The sequence below is a fragment of the Enterobacter cloacae genome, assembly GCF_013375935.1.
Classification (GTDB): Bacteria; Pseudomonadota; Gammaproteobacteria; order Enterobacterales; family Enterobacteriaceae; genus Enterobacter; species Enterobacter pasteurii.
The window spans coordinates 746,411-767,798 of sequence record NZ_CP056117.1 but is presented as its reverse complement, the minus strand read 5'-3'; the positions used below and the strand labels follow the sequence as shown (position 1 = coordinate 767,798).

Below are 21,388 nucleotides of genomic sequence, written 5' to 3'. Positions count from 1 at the left end.
CTCAGCCCCCTGCGATAACCTGAAACAGCAGGATCTGGTCGCCTTCATTGACCTGCTGGTGTTCCCACCGCTCGCGCGGCAGGATCTGTTGATTGAGCGCCAGCGCCGTTCCCGGCTTTAGCTGGCGCAGCGTGTCGAGCAGTGCGGCAACGGTGAGCCCGTCGTCGCACGTCACCGGCTCATCGTTAAGCAGAATGCGCATCGCGGCCTCCGCATACCGGGCAGCGGCTGGCGCGATGTAACGCCAGATGGCGCCAGCCGCCGGAGCGGGCATCGAACAGCCGCAGCGTGTTCCGTTCCGTCTCCATGCCGCTGAGCAGCTTGATGGCCTCCAGCGCCTGCAGCGTGCCCATCACGCCCACAACCGGGCCAAGAATACCTGCCGTGCGGCAGTTGCGCTCCGGTTCGACCTCGTCTGGCCACAGGCAGCGGTAGCAGCCCTGCGCCCACGGCGGCGTAAGCACCATTATCTGCCCGCCAAAACCGACCGCGCTGGCGGTGATCAGCGGCGTATTCCGGGCCACGCAGGCGGCATTGATCGCCTGGCGCGTCGCCATGTTGTCGGTGCAGTCCAGCACCACGTCGGCAAGGGCAACTTCGCGCTGCAGATCTTCGCCGCTAAGCCGCGTCCGGAGCGCAACCAGCTCAATGTCCGGGTTTAGCTGGTTCAGCCGCTGGCGCGTGACGTGCGCTTTAGGCTGGCTGACGTCTTCCGTTGTGAAGAGGATTTGCCGCTGCAGGTTGCTGAGGTGCACCTCGTCGTCGTCCGCCAGCACCAGCGTGCCCACGCCCGCGCCGGCCAGATAGAGCGCGGCGGGGGCGCCTAATCCGCCCAGGCCAACAATCAGTACCCGGCTGGCGAGCAGCTTTTGCTGCCCGTCGATGGCGATATCTTCCAGCAGGATCTGGCGGCTGTAGCGCATAAAATCACGATCTCTCATCGCCAGCTCCTGCCAGTTGTAAAAGCTGCGCGGTGGCGGCCTGCCAGTCGGCCGCGTGGGTGATCGCGCTGACCACGGCGATGCTGCCGACGCCGGTTTCCAGCACGGCAGGCGCGCGCTCAAGGCCGATCCCGCCGATGGCGACGGTGGGATAATCGGCGAGGCGTTTAACGTGCGCCGCCAGCTGCGTCAAGCCCTGCGGGGCCGACGGCATCTGTTTGGTTTGCGTCGGGAAAACGTGGCCGAGGGCGATGTAGGAGGGGCGGGCCGCGAACGCCACGTCAATCTCCATATCGTCATGAGTGGAAATGCCAAGACGCAAGCCGGCTTCGCGGATGGCATGCAGGTCGGTCGTCTCCAGATCTTCCTGACCCAGATGCACGCCGTAGGCCCCGTGCTTAACGGCAAGCCGCCAGTAGTCGTTGATAAACAGGCGGGCATCGTAGCGACGCCCCAGCGCAACGGCGGCGGCCACGTCAGCCTCTACCTCTTCATCGCGCTTATCCTTGATGCGCAGCTGGATGGTGCGCACGCCTGCCTCAAGCAGACGGGCAATCCACGCCACGCTGTCCACCACCGGGTAAAGCCCTAAGCGGAAGGGGACGGGGGGGAAATCGGGCTTGTACATTATGCCTCCTCTTTTTTGAGGTAGATTTCGCCGCCTTTCGCGCGGAAGGTTTCTGACATGTCCGCCATACCCACTTCAATGGTCTGCGCGGCGGCGTAGTCGCGCACCTCCTGGCTGATTTTCATTGAGCAGAATTTTGGTCCGCACATGGAGCAGAAGTGGGCCACTTTGCCGGATTCCTGCGGCAGGGTTTCGTCGTGATAGGCGCGGGCGGTGAAGGGATCGAGCGCCAGATTAAACTGGTCTTCCCAGCGGAATTCAAAGCGCGCTTTGGACATGGCGTTGTCGCGGATTTGCGCGCCCGGGTGGCCTTTCGCCAGGTCGGCGGCGTGGGCGGCGATTTTGTAGGTAATCAGCCCCTGCTTTACGTCCTCTTTGTTGGGCAGGCCGAGGTGCTCTTTCGGCGTAACGTAGCAGAGCATGGCGCAGCCGAACCAGCCGATCATCGCCGCGCCAATCCCTGAAGTGAAGTGGTCATAGCCCGGCGCAATATCGGTGGTCAGCGGCCCCAGGGTGTAGAACGGCGCTTCGTGGCAGTGCTCCAGCTCTTCGGTCATGTTGCGGCGGATCATCTGCATCGGCACGTGTCCCGGGCCTTCAATCATCACCTGCACGTCATATTCCCAGGCGATCTTGGTCAGCTCGCCCAGCGTATGCAGCTCGGCAAACTGCGCTTCGTCGTTGGCATCGCGGATGGAGCCCGGACGCAGGCCGTCGCCCAGCGATAGCGAAACGTCATAGGCGGCGCAGATTTCGCAGATCTCGCGGAAATGTTCGTAGAGGAAGTTTTCCTGATGATGGGACAGGCACCACTTCGCCATAATCGAACCGCCGCGCGAGACGATGCCGGTCAGACGTTTCGCCGTCATCGGCACGTAGCGCAGCAGCACGCCGGCGTGGATGGTGAAATAGTCCACGCCCTGTTCCGCCTGCTCCAGCAGCGTATCGCGGAACGCTTCCCAGGTAAGGTTTTCCGCAATGCCGTTCACTTTTTCCAGCGCCTGATAAATCGGGACGGTGCCAATCGGCACCGGGCTGTTGCGCAGGATCCACTCGCGGGTTTCGTGAATGTAGCGGCCGGTGGAAAGATCCATCACCGTGTCCGCTCCCCAGCGCGTCGACCAGACCAGCTTTTCCACCTCTTCTTCGATGGAGGATGTTACCGCCGAGTTGCCGATGTTGGCGTTGACCTTCACCAGGAAGTTGCGGCCGATAATCATCGGCTCGGATTCCGGGTGGTTGATGTTGGCGGGGATTATCGCGCGGCCTGCGGCCACTTCGTCACGCACAAACTCCGGCGTAATGTTCTCCGGCAGGCGTGCGCCAAAGCCTTCGCCCGGGTGCTGGTGGCGCAGGACTTCGCTGCGGATGCGCTCGCGCCCCATATTTTCGCGAATGGCGATGAACTCCATCTCCGGCGTGACGATCCCCTGGCGCGCGTAGTGCAGCTGGGTCACGCATTTGCCCGCTTTGGCGCGTTTTGGCGTCAGCAGGCCGGTGAAGCGCAGCTCGTCCAGGCCGTCGTCGGCCAGGCGCTCGTTAGTGTACGCTGAGCTGCGCACGCTCAGTTCCTCGCAGTCGTTACGCGCGTCAATCCACGGCTGTCGCAGCTTTGTCAGACCCTGCTGCACGTTGATAGCAACAGAAGGATCGCCGTAAGGGCCGGAGGTGTCGTACACCGGCACGGCTTCGTTGTCTTCAAACTGCGGGTTCTCTTTGCTGCCGCCGATAAGCGTCGGGCTAAGCTGGATTTCGCGCATCGGCACGCGGATATCGGCCTGCGAGCCGGAAATGTAGATGCGTTTAGAGTTCGGGAAAGCGGTGCCTTCCAGGGTGTCGATGAAGCGTTGGGCGTGTTCGCGCTGTTCGCGGCGGGTCAGTTTTGTTGTAGACATAGCTCATTCCAAAAGTGAAGGACATGGCTTGTCAGACGACGGATGAAGCAAGAGAAGATCGCCTCTGGGGCGATACAACAGCAGCATGACTCTTGTTCCCTTCGCAGGTATTAACCTGATCAGGTTCCGCGGATCCCGAATTAACGGTCTCAGCCCGTGCTTTCACACTGGGCACTCCGACAAGAAAAATCCCCCTCCGCAGAGGGGCGACTGGTTGTAAATTACTCGTTAACGATTAATAACTCAAGCAGGACGCACGACGTTATCGTCGCTGCTGACAAGCAGGTTGTTATCCAGCACGAGGGCAATGAGCTTGTCTTCCAGCGTGAACCGCTCTTCCAGCGCTTCGCCAAGATCGGACAGCGCCTGCTGAAACTCAAGATAATTATCGTGATCGATAGCGTTTTCGAGCGTTGAATCGTAGTACTCCATTATCTGCTGGGTATTGGCCTCCAGCTGTGGATAGAGTTTTGTTGCGGCTAAAAACGGGCTTGTGCCTTCCATTTCGCGGATAATGCGTTCATAAATGTTGAAATGGCCGTTGGAGAGGTAGTCGACCAGGCGCTGACAAAAGTCATCCAGCGCCTTTTCATTCAGCCGCATAAAGGATTCTTTGCCAGGCTTAAGACCGACCAGATTGTAATACGCCACGAGTAGATGCTTGCGCACATGTAGCCAGCGATCCACCAGGTTGTTACTTCCTCCAACGCGCTCAGTCAGGCTTTCCAGCTGGTTTAACATGGTCGACTCCACAAGGTTTAGAATGGGATCTACTTATCCAAAATGTAACCACAATGCTAACAACATGTCAGTGAAGCGAAGGTAGTGCAATAGATATGGATCGTATTATTGAAAAATCAGATCTGGGTTGGTGGATCGTCAGCCACGAACAGAAATTATGGCTGCCCGGTGGAGAATTACCCTACGGTACGGCGGAAACGTTCGATCTTGTGGGGCAACCCGCGCTGAAGATCGGCGAGTGGCAGGGCGAATCCGTGTGGTTGATCCAACAGGCGCGCCGTCAGGATATGGGATCCGTTCGCCAGGTTCTGGATCTGGATGTTGGCCTGTTCCAGCTGGCGGGCCGGGGCGTGCAGCTGGCGGAGTTCTACCGCTCGCACAAATTCTGCGGCTACTGCGGCCACACCATGCACCCGAGCAAAACCGAGTGGGCGATGCTCTGCGGCCACTGCCGGGAACGCTACTATCCGCAAATCGCACCGTGCATCATCGTCGCCATCCGGCGTGACGATTCCATTCTGCTGGCGCAGCACACTCGTCATCGTAACGGCATTCATACCGTCCTCGCCGGCTTCGTCGAAGTGGGTGAAACGCTGGAGCAGGCGGTGGCGCGGGAGGTGATGGAAGAGAGCGGCATTAAGGTGAAAAATCTGCGCTACGTGACCTCCCAGCCGTGGCCGTTCCCGATGTCGCTGATGACGGCGTTTATGGCGGACTACGACAGCGGCGAGATTGTTATCGACCAGAAAGAGCTGCTTGAGGCGAACTGGTATCGCTACGACGATTTACCCCTGCTGCCCCCGCCGGGAACCGTGGCGCGCCGCCTGATAGAAGATACCGTGGCAATGTGTCGGGCCGAGTATGAGTAGTGTTACACTGACGGACTGACGCAATAAGGAACTGCAAAATGACCGAACTGAAGAACGATCGTTATCTGCGTGCGCTGCTGCGCCAGCCCGTTGATGTCACCCCGGTGTGGATGATGCGCCAGGCGGGACGCTATCTGCCAGAATATAAAGCCACGCGCGCGCAGGCGGGCGATTTTATGTCGCTATGCAAAAACGCCGAGCTGGCCTGCGAAGTGACGCTCCAGCCGCTGCGCCGCTTCCCGCTCGATGCCGCCATTCTCTTTTCGGACATCCTTACCATTCCGGACGCGATGGGCCTTGGGCTCTATTTTGAAACCGGCGAAGGTCCGCGCTTCACCTCTCCGATTAAAAGCAAAGCCGACGTCGATAAGCTGCCGATCCCCGATCCGGAAGGCGAGCTGGGCTACGTGATGAACGCCGTGCGCACCATTCGCCGCGAGCTGAAAGGTGAAGTGCCGCTGATTGGCTTCTCCGGTAGCCCGTGGACGCTGGCAACCTACATGGTGGAAGGCGGCAGCAGCAAAGCCTTTACCGTTATTAAAAAAATGATGTACGCCGAGCCGCAGGCGCTGCATACGCTGCTCGACAAGCTGGCGAAGAGCGTCACGCTCTATCTCAACGCGCAGATCAAAGCGGGCGCGCAGTCAGTGATGATTTTCGACACCTGGGGCGGCGTGCTGACCGGGCGTGATTATCAGCAGTTCTCGCTGTATTACATGCACAAAATCGTCGATGGCCTGCTGCGTGAAAACGAAGGCCGCCGCGTGCCGGTGACGCTGTTCACGAAAGGCGGCGGCCAGTGGCTGGAAGCCATGGCGGCAACCGGCTGCGACGCGCTGGGCCTCGACTGGACCACCGATATCGCGGATGCGCGCCGTCGCGTGGGCGACAAAGTCGCGCTTCAGGGCAACATGGATCCCTCCATGCTCTATGCTCAGCCAGCCCGCATTGAAGAGGAAGTGTCGACTATACTGTCTGGTTTCGGCCAGGGTGAAGGCCACGTCTTCAACCTCGGCCACGGCATTCATCAGGATGTGCCGCCAGAACACGCGGGCGTATTTGTGGAGGCGGTGCATCGGCTTTCAGCCCAGTATCACAGGTAAGGAGTAGGTATGGATCTCGCGTCGCTACGCGCTCAGCAAATCGAACTGGCTTCATCAGTGATCCGCGAGGATCGTCTGGATAAGGATCCCCCGCAGTACATTGGCGGGGCGGACGTCGGGTTTGAGCAGGGCGGTGAAGTCACGCGGGCGGCGATGGTGGTGCTGAAATACCCTTCGCTGGAGCTGGTGGAATACAAGGTGGCGCGTATCGCCACCACAATGCCCTACATCCCCGGCTTTCTCTCCTTCCGCGAATATCCGGCGCTGCTGGCCGCGTGGGAGCAACTCTCGCAAAAACCTGACCTGCTGTTTGTGGACGGACACGGTATTTCGCACCCGCGCCGCCTGGGCGTCGCCAGCCACTTTGGTCTGCTGGTGGATGTGCCTACCATTGGCGTGGCGAAAAAACGCCTGTGCGGCGCGTTTGAGCCGCTCTCTGCTGAACCGGGCGCGCTGGCGCCGCTTATCCATAAAGGCGAGCAGCTGGCGTGGGTCTGGCGCAGTAAGGCGCGCTGCAATCCGCTGTTTATCGCGACCGGGCACCGTGTGAGCATGGACAGCGCGCTGGCGTGGGTACAACGCTGCATGAAGGGCTACCGCTTACCGGAGCCGACGCGCTGGGCTGATGCCGTCGCTTCCTCGCGTCCGGCTTTTGTTCGATGGCAGGCAATTCAGCCGTGATTCAGGTAAACTGCGGCTAATTTTCGATTCGAGACATCATCATGTTACAAAACCCGATTCATCTGCGCCTTGAGAAGCTGGAAAGCTGGCAGCACGTGACTTTTATGGCTTGCCTGTGCGAGCGCATGTATCCCAACTACGCCGCGTTCTGTAAGCAAACGGAGTTTGGCGAAGGCCAGATTTATCGTCGTATCCTGGATTTGATCTGGGAGACGCTGACGGTCAAAGACGCGAAGGTGAATTTTGACTCTCAGCTCGAAAAGCTGGAGGAGGCGATCCCGGCAGCGGATGATTACGACCTGTATGGTGTTTACCCGGCCATCGATGCCTGTGTGGCATTGAGCGAGCTAATCCACTCCCGTCTGAGCGGTGAAACCCTGGAACACGCTATTGAAGTCAGTAAGGCATCGATCACTACCGTCGCGATGCTGGAAATGACCCAGGAAGGCCGCGAAATGACCGACGATGAGCTGCGTGCTAACCCGGCGGTGGAACAAGAATGGGACATTCAGTGGGAGATTTTCCGCCTGCTGGCAGAGTGTGAAGAGCGTGATATTGAGCTGATCAAAGGGCTGCGCGCGGACCTGCGCGAGGCCGGTGAGAGCAATATTGGTATAATTTTTAACCAATGAGACAACAAAACGTGATTTAACGCCTGTTTTGTCACTCCTCGACTCTTCCCTTTCGCCCCCCGTCTGGTCTACATTTGGGGGGCGAAAAAAAGTGGCTATCGGTGCGTGTATGCAGGAGAGTGCTTTTTTGGCATTTTCGTCGCACTCGATGCTTAGCAAGCGATAAACACATTGAAAGGATAACTTATGAACAAGACTCAACTGATTGATGTAATTGCGGACAAGGCTGATCTGTCTAAAGTGCAGGCTAAAGCTGCTCTGGAATCTACCCTGCTGCTATTACTGAGTCTCTGAAAGAAGGTGATGCTGTACAACTGGTTGGTTTCGGTACCTTCAAAGTGAACCACCGCGCTGAGCGTACTGGCCGCAACCCGCAGACCGGTAAAGAAATCAAAATCGCCGCAGCTAACGTGCCGGCATTTGTTTCTGGTAAAGCACTGAAAGACGCAGTTAAGTAAGACGCGTGGCAGTGAACAGTTTTAACGAAGGGGCGGCAACGCCCCTTTTGTCATTCTGGCGTGGCGCGCTCGCGCTGGCAGGCGCGCTGTTGCTGTCCGCCTGTAGCCACGATGCCTCACTCCCTCCGTTTACCGCCAGCGGTTACGCTGACAACCAGGGGGCGGTCAGGATCTGGCGTAAAGACTCCAGCAATGAAGTTCATCTGCTTTCCGCATTCAGCCCGTGGCATAGCGGCAATACCTCGACCGCAGAATATCGCTGGCAGGGCGAGGCGCTAACGCTGATTGAGCTGAACATCTACAGCAAGACCCCCGAACACGTGAAAGTGCGTTTCGATGACCACGGCGAGCTGAGCTTTATGCAGCATGAAGCCAGCGGTCAGAAACAGCAGCTTTCCAGCGATCAGATCGCCCTCTACCGTTACCGCGCTGAACAAATCCGCCAGACCAGCGATGCGCTGCGTCAGGGCCGCGTGGTGCTGCGCCAGGGGCGCTGGCATACCGATGGGACGGTGACCACCTGCGAAGGGCAGACGGTAAAGCCTGACCTTGAATCCTGGGCAACCGAACATATTCAGCGCCGTCAGCGGCATTCATCGATGGAAGTGAGCGTGGCGTGGCTTGAGGCGCCGGAAGGTTCACAGCTGCTGCTGGTGGCGAACGAAGATTTCTGCACCTGGCAGCCGACAGAAAAGAGTTTCTGATTTGATTTCCCTCTCCCCTGAGGGGAGAGGGTTAGGGTGAGGGGGAAATTACTCGCCCTGCTCCCGCGCAATCGCCCGATAGCCGATATCCTGACGGCTGAAGCTGCCGTTCCAGCGAATATCCGCCATCAGCGCATAGGCGCGCTTCTGCGCTTCGGCAACGGTATCGCCCAGCGCGGTGGCGCACAGCACGCGGCCACCGTTGGTCAGGACGCGATCGTCGTCAGCCAGCGTCGTACCGGCGTGGAACACCTTCGCACCGTCAATTTCCTCCAGCGGCAGGCCGTGGATCTCATCCCCGGTGTTGTAGTTGCCAGGATATCCACCCGCAGCAATCACCACGCCCAGCGATGCACGCTCGTCCCACTCTGAGGTTTTCTCGTCCAGCTTGCCGTCGCAAGCCGCCAGGCACAGATCCACCAGGTCAGATTTCATGCGCAGCATGATCGGCTGCGTTTCCGGATCGCCAAAGCGGCAGTTAAATTCGATAACCTTCGGATTGCCCTGCTTGTCGATCATCAGGCCCGCATAAAGGAAACCGGTATAGGTATTGCCTTCTGCCGCCATCCCTTTCACGGTTGGCCAGATGATGCGATCCATGGTGCGCTGATGCACTTCATCAGTGACCACCGGAGCAGGGGAGTAGGCACCCATTCCGCCGGTATTCGGGCCGGTATCGCCATTACCCACGCGCTTGTGATCCTGGCTGGTGGCCATCGGCAGAACGTGCTCGCCGTCGACCATCACGATAAAGCTCGCCTCTTCGCCGTCGAGGAACTCTTCAATCACGATGCGGTGACCCGCATCGCCAAAGGCGTTGCCGGCCAGCATATCGTGAACGGCGGCTTCGGCTTCTTCGAGCGTCATCGCCACGATCACGCCTTTCCCGGCGGCCAGGCCGTCGGCCTTAATGACAATCGGTGCGCCTTTTTCGCGCAGGTAAGCCAGAGCGGGCTCCACCTCTGTGAAGTTCTGGTATTCCGCCGTCGGGATGTTATGGCGAGCCAGGAAATCTTTGGTAAAGGCTTTCGAACCCTCCAGTTGGGCAGCACCCTCCGTTGGGCCAAAGATTTTCAGGCCAGCGGCGCGGAAGGCGTCTACCACGCCGATCACCAGCGGCGCTTCCGGACCAACAATAGTCAGATCGATGTTTTCGCGCTGAGCAAAACTCAGCAGCGCGGGGATATCGGTGACGCCGATGGCGACGTTCTGCAGCGCGGGCTCAAGCGCAGTACCGGCGTTACCCGGTGCCACAAAGACGGTTTCAACCTGCGGGGACTGCGCCGCTTTCCACGCCAGCGCGTGCTCGCGCCCGCCGTTGCCAATCACTAATACTTTCATTTTCTGCTCCGGGAATTAATGGCGGAAGTGACGCATGTCGGTGAAGATCATCGCGATGCCGTGTTCGTCGGCGGCGGCAATCACTTCGTCGTCGCGGATTGAGCCGCCAGGCTGGATCACACAGGTGATGCCCACCGCAGCGGCCGCATCGATGCCGTCGCGGAACGGGAAGAAGGCGTCAGAGGCCATGGCGGAGCCTTTCACTTCCAGACCTTCGTCACCTGCTTTGATACCGGCAATTTTCGCAGAATAAACGCGGCTCATCTGGCCTGCACCTATCCCGATGGTCATGTTCTCTTTCGCGTAGACAATGGCGTTGGATTTCACGAACTTCGCCACCTTCCAGCAGAACAGCGCATCACGCAGCTCCTGTTCGGTCGGCTGGCGCTTGGTCACCACGCGCAGGTCGGCTTCCGTCACCATACCCAGATCGCGATCCTGAACCAGCAGGCCGCCGTTCACGCGCTTGAAGTCCAGGCCCGGCACGCGTTCTGCCCACTGGCCGCAAACCAGCACGCGCACGTTCTGTTTCGCAGCGGTGATTTTCAGCGCTTCTTCTGATGCGGACGGCGCGATGATCACTTCAACAAACTGGCGGGAGATAATGGCCTGTGCGGTTTCGGCATCCAGCTCGCGGTTGAAGGCGATAATGCCGCCAAACGCGGAGGTCGGGTCGGTTTTGTAGGCGCGATCGTAAGCGTCAAGGATAGAGGTGCTCACGGCAACGCCGCACGGGTTGGCGTGCTTGACGATAACGCAGGCCGGCTCGCTGAATTCCTTCACGCATTCCAGCGCGGCGTCGGTGTCGGCAATGTTGTTATAGGAGAGCGCTTTGCCCTGAACCTGCTGAGCGGTTGCGACAGAAGCTTCTTTTACCTCTTCTTCTATATAGAAGGCAGCCTGCTGGTGGCTGTTCTCGCCGTAACGCATATCCTGTTTCTTAATGAAGTTCAGGTTCAGCGTGCGCGGGAAGCGGCCGGAAGGATCTTTGCTTTCACCGTGGTAAGCCGGCACCAGGCTACCGAAGTAGTTGGCAATCATGCTGTCGTACGCGGCGGTGTGTTCGAAGGCTTTGATGGCGAGGTCGAAACGCGTTTCCAGGGTCAGCGACCCTTCGTTGGCGTCCATCTCATTAATAATGGTGTTGTAGTCGCTGCTCTTCACCACAATGGCTACATCTTTATGGTTCTTGGCGGCAGAGCGCACCATGGTCGGACCGCCGATGTCGATATTCTCAACCGCATCTTCCAGGGAGCAGCCTTCGCGGGCTACGGTCTGGGCAAATGGATAGAGGTTAACGACAACCATGTCGATTGGCGCGATGTCATGCTGTTCCATAATGCCGTCGTCCTGACCGCGACGGCCAAGAATACCTCCGTGCACTTTCGGGTGCAGGGTTTTGACGCGTCCATCCATCATTTCCGGGAAACCGGTGTAGTCGGACACTTCGGTTACCGGCAGACCTTTATCTGCTAACAGGCGCGCGGTGCCACCTGTAGAAAGCAGCTCCACACCACGTGCGGAAAGTGCCTGAGCGAATTCGACGATACCGGCTTTATCAGAAACACTGAGCAGAGCGCGGCGGACTGGACGACGTTGTTGCATGGTAAATCCCCTGGATTTCACGATTACAGAGAGCGTTAGATGAATTTTCCCGCGAAAAACTCATCTAACACACCTGACGGGGCATCCTTGTTAGGCGCGAGCATTTTAACGAAAACGTTTGCGCAACGCTCGCATATTTTCACTTTTTCGAAGCGCTGTGGATAACTCTGTGCGTAAAAGGGTATAAGGCGGGGTTTTGCTGGGGAATGCAGCAGTCAGTCATTTTTCTGTCATTTAGCGGTTGCGGCCTGCGGAGAACTCCCTATAATGCGCCTCCATCGACACGGCGGATGTGAATCACTTCACAAACTACCCGGTCGGCTGAAGAGAAAAAATCCTGAAATAACGGGTTGACTCTGAAAGAGGAAAGCGTAATATACGCCACCTCGCAACGGTGAGCGAAAGTCGCGTTGCAACTGCTCTTTAACAATTTATCAGACAATCTGTGTGGGCACTCAAAGTGACATGGATTCTTAACGTCGCAAGACGAAAAATGAATACCAAGTCTCTGAGTGAACATACGTAATTCATTACGAAGTTTAATTCACGAGCATCAAACTTAAATTGAAGAGTTTGATCATGGCTCAGATTGAACGCTGGCGGCAGGCCTAACACATGCAAGTCGAACGGTAACAGGAAGCAGCTTGCTGCTTCGCTGACGAGTGGCGGACGGGTGAGTAATGTCTGGGAAACTGCCTGATGGAGGGGGATAACTACTGGAAACGGTAGCTAATACCGCATAACGTCGCAAGACCAAAGAGGGGGACCTTCGGGCCTCTTGCCATCGGATGTGCCCAGATGGGATTAGCTAGTAGGTGGGGTAACGGCTCACCTAGGCGACGATCCCTAGCTGGTCTGAGAGGATGACCAGCCACACTGGAACTGAGACACGGTCCAGACTCCTACGGGAGGCAGCAGTGGGGAATATTGCACAATGGGCGCAAGCCTGATGCAGCCATGCCGCGTGTGTGAAGAAGGCCTTCGGGTTGTAAAGCACTTTCAGCGGGGAGGAAGGCGGTAAGGTTAATAACCTTGCCGATTGACGTTACCCGCAGAAGAAGCACCGGCTAACTCCGTGCCAGCAGCCGCGGTAATACGGAGGGTGCAAGCGTTAATCGGAATTACTGGGCGTAAAGCGCACGCAGGCGGTCTGTCAAGTCGGATGTGAAATCCCCGGGCTCAACCTGGGAACTGCATTCGAAACTGGCAGGCTAGAGTCTTGTAGAGGGGGGTAGAATTCCAGGTGTAGCGGTGAAATGCGTAGAGATCTGGAGGAATACCGGTGGCGAAGGCGGCCCCCTGGACAAAGACTGACGCTCAGGTGCGAAAGCGTGGGGAGCAAACAGGATTAGATACCCTGGTAGTCCACGCCGTAAACGATGTCGACTTGGAGGTTGTGCCCTTGAGGCGTGGCTTCCGGAGCTAACGCGTTAAGTCGACCGCCTGGGGAGTACGGCCGCAAGGTTAAAACTCAAATGAATTGACGGGGGCCCGCACAAGCGGTGGAGCATGTGGTTTAATTCGATGCAACGCGAAGAACCTTACCTACTCTTGACATCCAGAGAACTTAGCAGAGATGCTTTGGTGCCTTCGGGAACTCTGAGACAGGTGCTGCATGGCTGTCGTCAGCTCGTGTTGTGAAATGTTGGGTTAAGTCCCGCAACGAGCGCAACCCTTATCCTTTGTTGCCAGCGGTTAGGCCGGGAACTCAAAGGAGACTGCCAGTGATAAACTGGAGGAAGGTGGGGATGACGTCAAGTCATCATGGCCCTTACGAGTAGGGCTACACACGTGCTACAATGGCGCATACAAAGAGAAGCGACCTCGCGAGAGCAAGCGGACCTCATAAAGTGCGTCGTAGTCCGGATTGGAGTCTGCAACTCGACTCCATGAAGTCGGAATCGCTAGTAATCGTAGATCAGAATGCTACGGTGAATACGTTCCCGGGCCTTGTACACACCGCCCGTCACACCATGGGAGTGGGTTGCAAAAGAAGTAGGTAGCTTAACCTTCGGGAGGGCGCTTACCACTTTGTGATTCATGACTGGGGTGAAGTCGTAACAAGGTAACCGTAGGGGAACCTGCGGTTGGATCACCTCCTTACCTTAAAGAACCTGCCTTTGTAGTGCTCACACAGATTGTCTGATGAATGATGAACTTCTGAATGTACTTTCGAGTGCATTAAGAAGTTTTGCTCTTTAAAAATCTGGATCAAGCTGAAAATTGAAACGACACACAGCTCATGTGTGTTCGAGTCTCTCAAATTTTCGCAAGTCGACGATGAATCGAAAGAAACATCTTCGGGTTGTGAGGTTAAGCGACTAAGCGTACACGGTGGATGCCCTGGCAGTCAGAGGCGATGAAGGACGTGCTAATCTGCGAAAAGCGACGGCGAGGTGATATGAACCCTTGACCCGTCGATGTCCGAATGGGGAAACCCAGTGCAATCCGTTGCACTATCGTTAGCTGAATACATAGGCTAACGAGGCGAACCGGGGGAACTGAAACATCTAAGTACCCCGAGGAAAAGAAATCAACCGAGATTCCCCCAGTAGCGGCGAGCGAACGGGGAGCAGCCCGGAGTCTGAATCAGCTTGTGTGTTAGTGGAACGGTCTGGAAAGTCCGACGGTACAGGGTGATAGTCCCGTACACGAAAACACACTTGCTGTGAACTCGAAGAGTAGGGCGGGACACGTGGTATCCTGTCTGAATATGGGGGGACCATCCTCCAAGGCTAAATACTCCTGACTGACCGATAGTGAACCAGTACCGTGAGGGAAAGGCGAAAAGAACCCCGGCGAGGGGAGTGAAAAAGAACCTGAAACCGTGTACGTACAAGCAGTGGGAGCCTCTTTATGGGGTGACTGCGTACCTTTTGTATAATGGGTCAGCGACTTATATTCTGTAGCAAGGTTAACCGTATAGGGGAGCCGAAGGGAAACCGAGTCTTAACTGGGCGTTAAGTTGCAGGGTATAGACCCGAAACCCGGTGATCTAGCCATGGGCAGGTTGAAGGTTGGGTAACACTAACTGGAGGACCGAACCGACTAATGTTGAAAAATTAGCGGATGACCTGTGGCTGGGGGTGAAAGGCCAATCAAACCGGGAGATAGCTGGTTCTCCCCGAAAGCTATTTAGGTAGCGCCTCGTGAATTCATCTTCGGGGGTAGAGCACTGTTTCGGCTAGGGGGCCATCCCGGCTTACCAACCCGATGCAAACTACGAATACCGAAGAATGTTATCACGGGAGACACACGGCGGGTGCTAACGTCCGTCGTGAAGAGGGAAACAACCCAGACCGCCAGCTAAGGTCCCAAAGTCATGGTTAAGTGGGAAACGATGTGGGAAGGCACAGACAGCCAGGATGTTGGCTTAGAAGCAGCCATCATTTAAAGAAAGCGTAATAGCTCACTGGTCGAGTCGGCCTGCGCGGAAGATGTAACGGGGCTAAACCATGCACCGAAGCTGCGGCAGCGACGCGTATGCGTTGTTGGGTAGGGGAGCGTTCTGTAAGCCGTTGAAGGTGTGCTGTGAGGCATGCTGGAGGTATCAGAAGTGCGAATGCTGACATAAGTAACGATAAAGCGGGTGAAAAGCCCGCTCGCCGGAAGACCAAGGGTTCCTGTCCAACGTTAATCGGGGCAGGGTGAGTCGACCCCTAAGGCGAGGCCGAAAGGCGTAGTCGATGGGAAACAGGTTAATATTCCTGTACTTGGTGTTACTGCGAAGGGGGGACGGAGAAGGCTATGTTAGCCGGGCGACGGTTGTCCCGGTTTAAGCATGTAGGCGGAGGTTCCAGGTAAATCCGGTACCTTTTTAACGCTGAGGTGTGATGACGAGGCACTACGGTGCTGAAGTAACAAATGCCCTGCTTCCAGGAAAAGCCTCTAAGCATCAGGTAACACGAAATCGTACCCCAAACCGACACAGGTGGTCAGGTAGAGAATACCAAGGCGCTTGAGAGAACTCGGGTGAAGGAACTAGGCAAAATGGTGCCGTAACTTCGGGAGAAGGCACGCTGATATGTAGGTGAAGCCCCTGCGGGTGGAGCTGAAATCAGTCGAAGATACCAGCTGGCTGCAACTGTTTATTAAAAACACAGCACTGTGCAAACACGAAAGTGGACGTATACGGTGTGACGCCTGCCCGGTGCCGGAAGGTTAATTGATGGGGTTAGCGGCAACGCGAAGCTCTTGATCGAAGCCCCGGTAAACGGCGGCCGTAACTATAACGGTCCTAAGGTAGCGAAATTCCTTGTCGGGTAAGTTCCGACCTGCACGAATGGCGTAATGATGGCCAGGCTGTCTCCACCCGAGACTCAGTGAAATTGAACTCGCTGTGAAGATGCAGTGTACCCGCGGCAAGACGGAAAGACCCCGTGAACCTTTACTATAGCTTGACACTGAACACTGGTCCTTGATGTGTAGGATAGGTGGGAGGCTTTGAAGCGTGGACGCCAGTCTGCGTGGAGCCAACCTTGAAATACCACCCTTTAATGGCTGGTGTTCTAACGTAGACCCGTAATCCGGGTTGCGGACAGTGTCTGGTGGGTAGTTTGACTGGGGCGGTCTCCTCCCAAAGAGTAACGGAGGAGCACGAAGGTTGGCTAATCCTGGTCGGACATCAGGAGGTTAGTGCAATGGCATAAGCCAGCTTGACTGCGAGCGTGACGGCGCGAGCAGGTGCGAAAGCAGGTCATAGTGATCCGGTGGTTCTGAATGGAAGGGCCATCGCTCAACGGATAAAAGGTACTCCGGGGATAACAGGCTGATACCGCCCAAGAGTTCATATCGACGGCGGTGTTTGGCACCTCGATGTCGGCTCATCACATCCTGGGGCTGAAGTAGGTCCCAAGGGTATGGCTGTTCGCCATTTAAAGTGGTACGCGAGCTGGGTTTAGAACGTCGTGAGACAGTTCGGTCCCTATCTGCCGTGGGCGCTGGAGAATTGAGGGGGGCTGCTCCTAGTACGAGAGGACCGGAGTGGACGCATCACTGGTGTTCGGGTTGTCATGCCAATGGCACTGCCCGGTAGCTAAATGCGGAAGAGATAAGTGCTGAAAGCATCTAAGCACGAAACTTGCCCCGAGATGAGTTCTCCCTGAGACTTTAAGTCTCCTGAAGGAACGTTGAAGACGACGACGTTGATAGGTCGGGTGTGTAAGCGCAGCGATGCGTTGAGCTAACCGATACTAATGAACCGTGAGGCTTAACCTTACAACGCCGAAGATGTTTTGGCGAAGAGACAGACACTCAAATTTCAGCTCTGATACAGATTAACAGAATTTGCCTGGCGGCTTTAGCGCGGTGGTCCCACCTGACCCCATGCCGAACTCAGAAGTGAAACGCCGTAGCGCCGATGGTAGTGTGGGGTCTCCCCATGTGAGAGTAGGGAACTGCCAGGCATCAATTAGAAGAACCCCGTACCGTAAGGTGCGGGGTTTTTTGCTTTGGGCTTTCCTCTCTTCCTGTGAAAGAGGCCTTCAGACCGCACCATCCCCTCCTTGAAACTTTCTCACCTTTCGCTTGCAGACTCGACATTCCAGCCAAATCTGGTTATCGTTAGCTGTCTGGATGTCTAAACGTTTATACGTATGCTGTGAGGATTTAAGGTTATGCCGATTCGGGTGCAGGACGAGCTACCAGCCGTCAATTTCTTACGTGAAGAAAACGTCTTTGTGATGACGGCTTCACGCGCTACAGGTCAGGAAATTCGCCCGCTGAAGGTACTGATTCTTAATCTGATGCCAAAGAAGATCGAAACGGAGAACCAGTTCCTGCGTTTGCTTTCGAACTCTCCGCTTCAGGTTGATATCCAGCTGCTGCGCATTGACGCGCGTGAATCGCGGAATACGCCTGCTGAGCATCTGAATAACTTCTACTGTAATTTTGACGACATTCGCGAGGAGAACTTCGACGGGTTGATCGTCACCGGCGCTCCGCTGGGGCTGGTAGAATTTAATGACGTTGCCTACTGGCCGCAGATCAGGCAGGTGCTGGAGTGGGCAAAAGATCACGTCACGTCCACACTATTTGTCTGCTGGGCAGTCCAGGCCGCGTTGAATATTCTCTACGGCATCCCTAAGCAAACCCGAACCGAAAAGCTTTCTGGCGTTTATGAACACCACATTATTCACCCTCACGCGCTGCTGACGCGCGGTTTCGATGACTCCTTCCTGGCACCGCACTCCCGCTATGCTGATTTCCCGGCGCAGCTGATCCGCGATTACACCGATCTGGAGATCCTGGCCGAAACGGAAGAGGGCGATGCTTACCTGTTTGCCAGCCGGGACAAGCGCATCGCGTTTGTGACTGGCCATCCGGAATACGATCCGGACACCCTCGCGTCAGAGTATTTCCGTGATGTCGAAGCGGGCCTTAATCCTGAAGTGCCGTACAACTATTTCCCAAAAAACGATCCGCAGAACAAACCGAGAGCTACCTGGCGCAGCCATGGCAATTTACTGTTTACTAACTGGCTCAACTACTACGTCTACCAAATCACGCCATACGATCTGCGCCACATGAATCCGACGCTGGAGTAATCTTCTGCGTTAAACGATCCTAAAGCGTTTCAGCTGTTCAAAACAGGCACCTTCGGGTGCCTTTTTTATTTCCGAAATACCGCTCAACAAGCAATGATATTTTAATTCAATGTTAATCAACAGGTTATCTACAATATTTTATTAAAATGGAAATTGTTTTTGATTTTGGAAAAAATATAGATAGTCTTAATTCTGCTGAGCGAAAACTACACAACGATCTTTCGCTCGCATCGGGAGCGTGAATTTGGATCTTTGACGAGGAGCAGCGTAATGAATCAACAGGCAACCACTGCGGATGAACTGGCCTTTACCCAGCCATACGGCGAGCAGGAACAACACGTTTTAACGACAGAAGCCGTCGAATTTTTGACTGAGCTGGTGACCCGCTTTACCCCGCAGCGCAACAAGCTGCTGGCGGCACGTATTCATCAACAGCAGGAAATCGATAACGGCAAGTTGCCTGGTTTTATTTCGGAAACCGCTTCCATTAGGCAAGGCGAATGGAAAATCCGCGGTATACCTGAAGATTTACAGGATCGTCGCGTCGAGATCACCGGTCCGGTAGAGCGTAAGATGGTGATCAACGCCATGAATGCGAACGTCAAAGTGTTTATGGCGGACTTCGAAGACTCCCTCGCGCCGGACTGGCGGAAAGTTATCGAAGGGCAGATCAACCTGCGCGATGCCGTAAACGGTACCATCAGCTATACCAATGAAGCCGGTAAAATTTACCAGCTCAAACCTAATCCGGCAGTGCTGGTCTGCCGCGTACGCGGTCTGCATTTGCCTGAAAAACACGTCACGTGGCGCGGAGAAGCGATTCCGGGCAGCCTGTTCGACTTTGCGCTCTACTTCTTCCACAACCATAAAAACCTGCTGGCGAAAGGCAGCGGACCCTATTTCTATCTGCCGAAAACCCAGTCCTGGCAGGAAGCGGCGTGGTGGAGTGAAGTGTTCAGCTACGCAGAAGACCGCTTCAACCTGCCGCGCGGCACCATTAAGGCCACGCTGCTGATTGAAACCCTGCCTGCCGTATTCCAGATGCACGAGATCCTTCACGCGCTGCGCGACCACATTGTGGGCCTGAACTGCGGTCGCTGGGACTACATTTTCAGCTATATCAAGACCCTGAAAAATCACGCCGATCGGGTGCTGCCGGATCGCCAGGTCGTCACTATGGATAAGCCGTTCCTCAGCGCTTACTCGCGCCTGCTGATCAAGACCTGTCACAAACGCGGCGCATTTGCGATGGGCGGCATGGCGGCCTTTATCCCGAGCAAAGACGCGGAGCGTAACAATCAGGTGCTCAACAAGGTGAAAGCCGATAAAGAGCTGGAAGCCCGCAACGGCCATGACGGGACGTGGATCGCTCACCCGGGCCTGGCCGATACGGCGATGGAGGTTTTCAACCGCGTGCTGGGTGACAATAAAAACCAGCTTTTTGTTACGCGTGAAGACGATGCCCCCATCGCTGAAGAACACCTGCTGGCACCGTGTGCGGGTGAACGAACGGAAGAGGGAATGCGCGCTAACATTCGCGTCGCCGTTCAGTACATCGAAGCGTGGATTTCCGGTAACGGCTGCGTGCCAATCTACGGCCTGATGGAAGATGCGGCGACGGCGGAAATTTCACGTACCTCAATCTGGCAGTGGATCCACCATCAAAAAACGCTCAGCAACGGCAAGCCGGTAACGAAAGCACTGTTCCGCCAGATGCTGGCCGAAGAGATGCGGGTGATCCAGGACGAGCTGGGCGAGCACCGCTTCAGCAGCGGTCGCTTTGACGATGCCGCGCGCCTGATGGAGCAAATCACCACGTCAGATGAGTTAATCGACTTCCTGACCCTGCCGGGCTACCGCTTCCTGGCGTAATTCACCACATAACAATATGGAGCATCTGCACATGAAAACCCGTACCCAACAAATCGAAGAATTACAGAAAGAGTGGACTCAACCGCGCTGGGAAGGCATCCGCCGTCCCTATAGCGCAGAGGAAGTGGTGAAGTTACGCGGCTCGGTTAACCCGGAATGCACGCTGGCGCAGAACGGCGCGGCGAAAATGTGGGATCTGCTGCACGGGGGCGCCAGAAAGGGCTATATCAACAGCCTCGGTGCGCTGACCGGCGGCCAGGCGTTGCAGCAGGCGAAGGCCGGTATTGAGGCTATCTATCTCTCCGGCTGGCAGGTTGCGGCTGACGCCAACCTGGCCTCCAGCATGTACCCGGATCAGTCCCTCTACCCGGCTAACTCCGTACCGTCGGTGGTGGATCGGATCAACAATACCTTCCGCCGTGCGGATCAGATCCAGTGGGCCGCGGGTATCGAACCTAACGATCCGCGCTTTATTGACTACTTCCTGCCGATCGTCGCGGATGCGGAAGCCGGTTTCGGCGGCGTGCTGAACGCCTTCGAGCTGATGAAATCGATGATTGAGGCTGGTGCAGCGGCCGTTCACTTCGAGGATCAGCTGGCGTCGGTGAAGAAGTGCGGCCACATGGGCGGGAAAGTGCTGGTGCCGACCCAGGAAGCGATTCAGAAGCTGGTTGCCGCGCGTCTGGCCGCGGACGTGCTCGGCGTGCCAACGCTGGTCATTGCCCGTACCGATGCGGACGCGGCGGATCTGATCACCTCTGACTGTGACCCGTACGACAGCGAGTTCATCACCGGCGAGCGCACCAGCGAAGGGTTCTACCGCACCCATGCCGGTATCGAACAGGCGATCAGCCGCGGCCTGGCGTATGCGCCGTATGCCGATCTGGTCTGGTGTGAAACCTCCACGCCGGATCTGGCGCTGGCGAAGCGCTTTGCCGACGCCATTCATGCGAAATATCCGGGCAAGCTGCTGGCCTATAACTGCTCGCCATCCTTCAACTGGCAAAAGAATCTGGACGATACCACCATCGCCAGCTTCCAGCAGCAGCTGTCGGATATGGGTTACAAGTACCAGTTCATCACCCTGGCGGGCATCCACAGCATGTGGTTCAACATGTTCGACCTGGCGCACGCCTACGCGCAGGGCGAAGGCATGAAGCACTATGTTGAGAAGGTGCAGCAGCCGGAATTCGCCGCGGGTAAAGAGGGCTATACCTTCGTCTCGCACCAACAGGAAGTCGGGACGGGCTATTTCGATAACGTGACCACTATCATTCAGGGCGGCACCTCTTCCGTCACCGCCTTAACGGGGTCAACTGAAGAAGCGCAGTTCTAATTTTTTCCCTCACCCTAACCCTCCCCCGAAAGGGAGA

General features: G+C 56.4%; 15 protein-coding genes, 3 rRNA genes, 1 pseudogene and 1 riboswitch. Of the genes and pseudogenes, 12 read left to right on the top strand and 7 right to left on the bottom strand.

The genetic code is table 11. From position 1 onward, the window contains the following. Position 1: 1 nt before the first annotated feature. The 5 genes from thiS to rsd form a co-directional block, all read right to left on the bottom strand. A complete protein-coding gene (gene thiS, locus HWQ14_RS03570; protein WP_176608984.1) occupies positions 2 to 202 on the bottom strand; it encodes a sulfur carrier protein ThiS in 201 nt (66 codons plus the stop codon). Beyond that, on the bottom strand, positions 186 to 941 hold the full coding sequence (locus HWQ14_RS03565) for a HesA/MoeB/ThiF family protein (RefSeq protein WP_176608983.1): 756 nt from the start codon (positions 939 to 941) through the stop codon (positions 186 to 188). The genes thiS and HWQ14_RS03565 overlap by 17 nt, the downstream gene beginning before the upstream one ends. Next, positions 928 to 1,569: a thiamine phosphate synthase gene (gene thiE / locus HWQ14_RS03560; protein WP_176608982.1), complete on the bottom strand. Its 642-nt coding sequence runs from the start codon at positions 1,567 to 1,569 to the stop codon at positions 928 to 930. Before thiE ends, HWQ14_RS03565 begins: the two co-directional genes overlap by 14 nt. Continuing rightward, entirely contained in the window at positions 1,569 to 3,464 is a 1,896-nt protein-coding gene (thiC, locus tag HWQ14_RS03555) for a phosphomethylpyrimidine synthase ThiC (protein ID WP_176608981.1), read from the bottom strand. Before thiC ends, thiE begins: the two co-directional genes overlap by 1 nt. Positions 3,465 to 3,543: 79 nt before the next feature. After that, positions 3,544 to 3,653: riboswitch (TPP riboswitch) on the bottom strand. A 54-nt stretch (positions 3,654 to 3,707) separates the two neighbouring features. Continuing rightward, positions 3,708 to 4,205: a sigma D regulator gene (gene rsd, locus HWQ14_RS03550; protein ID WP_176608980.1), complete on the bottom strand. Its 498-nt coding sequence runs from the start codon at positions 4,203 to 4,205 to the stop codon at positions 3,708 to 3,710. 95 nt (positions 4,206 to 4,300) lie between these two features. Between rsd and nudC the strand changes: the two genes are divergently transcribed. The 6 genes and pseudogenes from nudC to HWQ14_RS03520 all read left to right on the top strand — a co-directional run bounded on the left by nudC (position 4,301) and on the right by HWQ14_RS03520 (position 8,652). Beyond that, positions 4,301 to 5,074, top strand: a complete 774-nt coding sequence (gene nudC / locus HWQ14_RS03545; RefSeq protein WP_148422706.1) for an NAD(+) diphosphatase — start codon at positions 4,301 to 4,303, stop codon at positions 5,072 to 5,074. A 38-nt stretch (positions 5,075 to 5,112) separates the two neighbouring features. Beyond that, entirely contained in the window at positions 5,113 to 6,177 is a 1,065-nt protein-coding gene (gene hemE / locus HWQ14_RS03540; protein WP_148422705.1) for a uroporphyrinogen decarboxylase, read from the top strand. 9 nt (positions 6,178 to 6,186) lie between these two features. Then, entirely contained in the window at positions 6,187 to 6,858 is a 672-nt protein-coding gene (gene nfi, locus HWQ14_RS03535) for a deoxyribonuclease V (protein WP_148422704.1), read from the top strand. Positions 6,859 to 6,899: 41 nt separating this feature from the next. Continuing rightward, on the top strand, positions 6,900 to 7,490 hold the full coding sequence (locus tag HWQ14_RS03530) for a YjaG family protein (protein WP_148422703.1): 591 nt from the start codon (positions 6,900 to 6,902) through the stop codon (positions 7,488 to 7,490). 186 nt (positions 7,491 to 7,676) lie between these two features. Further along, positions 7,677 to 7,948 (top strand): annotated as a pseudogene (gene hupA / locus HWQ14_RS03525) (nucleoid-associated protein HU-alpha). An 11-nt stretch (positions 7,949 to 7,959) separates the two neighbouring features. Beyond that, positions 7,960 to 8,652 carry a DUF1481 domain-containing protein gene (locus tag HWQ14_RS03520; RefSeq protein ID WP_176611147.1) on the top strand — a complete coding sequence of 231 codons (693 nt, stop codon included), beginning with the start codon at positions 7,960 to 7,962 and terminating at the stop codon, positions 8,650 to 8,652. Between the two features lie 48 nt (positions 8,653 to 8,700). On the opposite strand, the gene purD is transcribed toward HWQ14_RS03520, so the two are convergent. Together purD and purH are read right to left on the bottom strand one after the other, a co-directional pair. Then, positions 8,701 to 9,993: a phosphoribosylamine--glycine ligase gene (purD, locus tag HWQ14_RS03515; RefSeq protein ID WP_176608979.1), complete on the bottom strand. Its 1,293-nt coding sequence runs from the start codon at positions 9,991 to 9,993 to the stop codon at positions 8,701 to 8,703. 15 nt (positions 9,994 to 10,008) lie between these two features. Then, positions 10,009 to 11,598 (bottom strand): bifunctional phosphoribosylaminoimidazolecarboxamide formyltransferase/IMP cyclohydrolase, encoded by a 1,590-nt coding sequence (gene purH / locus HWQ14_RS03510; protein WP_148422701.1) that lies wholly within the window; start codon positions 11,596 to 11,598, stop codon positions 10,009 to 10,011. Positions 11,599 to 12,159: 561 nt separating this feature from the next. On the opposite strand from purH, the gene HWQ14_RS03505 reads away from it, so the two are divergent. The 6 genes from HWQ14_RS03505 to aceA all read left to right on the top strand — a co-directional run bounded on the left by HWQ14_RS03505 (position 12,160) and on the right by aceA (position 21,351). Beyond that, positions 12,160 to 13,701 (top strand): 16S ribosomal RNA (locus HWQ14_RS03505). A 208-nt stretch (positions 13,702 to 13,909) separates the two neighbouring features. Then, positions 13,910 to 16,815 (top strand): 23S ribosomal RNA (locus tag HWQ14_RS03500). 72 nt (positions 16,816 to 16,887) lie between these two features. Then, positions 16,888 to 17,003 (top strand): 5S ribosomal RNA (gene rrf, locus HWQ14_RS03495). The 16S, 23S and 5S rRNA genes sit together here, the layout of an rRNA operon. A 210-nt stretch (positions 17,004 to 17,213) precedes the next feature. Next, on the top strand, positions 17,214 to 18,143 hold the full coding sequence (gene metA / locus HWQ14_RS03490) for a homoserine O-acetyltransferase MetA (RefSeq protein WP_176608978.1): 930 nt from the start codon (positions 17,214 to 17,216) through the stop codon (positions 18,141 to 18,143). A gap of 270 nt (positions 18,144 to 18,413) precedes the next feature. Beyond that, positions 18,414 to 20,015: a malate synthase A gene (gene aceB / locus HWQ14_RS03485; RefSeq protein ID WP_176608977.1), complete on the top strand. Its 1,602-nt coding sequence runs from the start codon at positions 18,414 to 18,416 to the stop codon at positions 20,013 to 20,015. A 31-nt stretch (positions 20,016 to 20,046) separates the two neighbouring features. Then, positions 20,047 to 21,351 carry an isocitrate lyase gene (gene aceA, locus HWQ14_RS03480; protein ID WP_148422280.1) on the top strand — a complete coding sequence of 435 codons (1,305 nt, stop codon included), beginning with the start codon at positions 20,047 to 20,049 and terminating at the stop codon, positions 21,349 to 21,351. Positions 21,352 to 21,388: the final 37 nt, after the last annotated feature.

Excerpts from the sequence above, each read along its gene's own strand:
- thiS (WP_176608984.1), bottom strand. The coding sequence starts at position 202 with ATGCGCATTCTGCTTAACGATGAGCCGGTGACGTGCGACGACGGGCTC.
- HWQ14_RS03565 (WP_176608983.1), bottom strand. The coding sequence starts at position 941 with ATGAGAGATCGTGATTTTATGCGCTACAGCCGCCAGATCCTGCTGGAA.
- thiE (WP_176608982.1), bottom strand. The coding sequence starts at position 1,569 with ATGTACAAGCCCGATTTCCCCCCCGTCCCCTTCCGCTTAGGGCTTTAC.
- thiC (WP_176608981.1), bottom strand. The coding sequence starts at position 3,464 with ATGTCTACAACAAAACTGACCCGCCGCGAACAGCGCGAACACGCCCAA.
- rsd (WP_176608980.1), bottom strand. The coding sequence starts at position 4,205 with ATGTTAAACCAGCTGGAAAGCCTGACTGAGCGCGTTGGAGGAAGTAAC.
- nudC (WP_148422706.1), top strand. The coding sequence starts at position 4,301 with ATGGATCGTATTATTGAAAAATCAGATCTGGGTTGGTGGATCGTCAGC.
- hemE (WP_148422705.1), top strand. The coding sequence starts at position 5,113 with ATGACCGAACTGAAGAACGATCGTTATCTGCGTGCGCTGCTGCGCCAG.
- nfi (WP_148422704.1), top strand. The coding sequence starts at position 6,187 with ATGGATCTCGCGTCGCTACGCGCTCAGCAAATCGAACTGGCTTCATCA.
- HWQ14_RS03530 (WP_148422703.1), top strand. The coding sequence starts at position 6,900 with ATGTTACAAAACCCGATTCATCTGCGCCTTGAGAAGCTGGAAAGCTGG.
- purD (WP_176608979.1), bottom strand. The coding sequence starts at position 9,993 with ATGAAAGTATTAGTGATTGGCAACGGCGGGCGCGAGCACGCGCTGGCG.
- purH (WP_148422701.1), bottom strand. The coding sequence starts at position 11,598 with ATGCAACAACGTCGTCCAGTCCGCCGCGCTCTGCTCAGTGTTTCTGAT.
- metA (WP_176608978.1), top strand. The coding sequence starts at position 17,214 with ATGCCGATTCGGGTGCAGGACGAGCTACCAGCCGTCAATTTCTTACGT.
- aceB (WP_176608977.1), top strand. The coding sequence starts at position 18,414 with ATGAATCAACAGGCAACCACTGCGGATGAACTGGCCTTTACCCAGCCA.
- aceA (WP_148422280.1), top strand. The coding sequence starts at position 20,047 with ATGAAAACCCGTACCCAACAAATCGAAGAATTACAGAAAGAGTGGACT.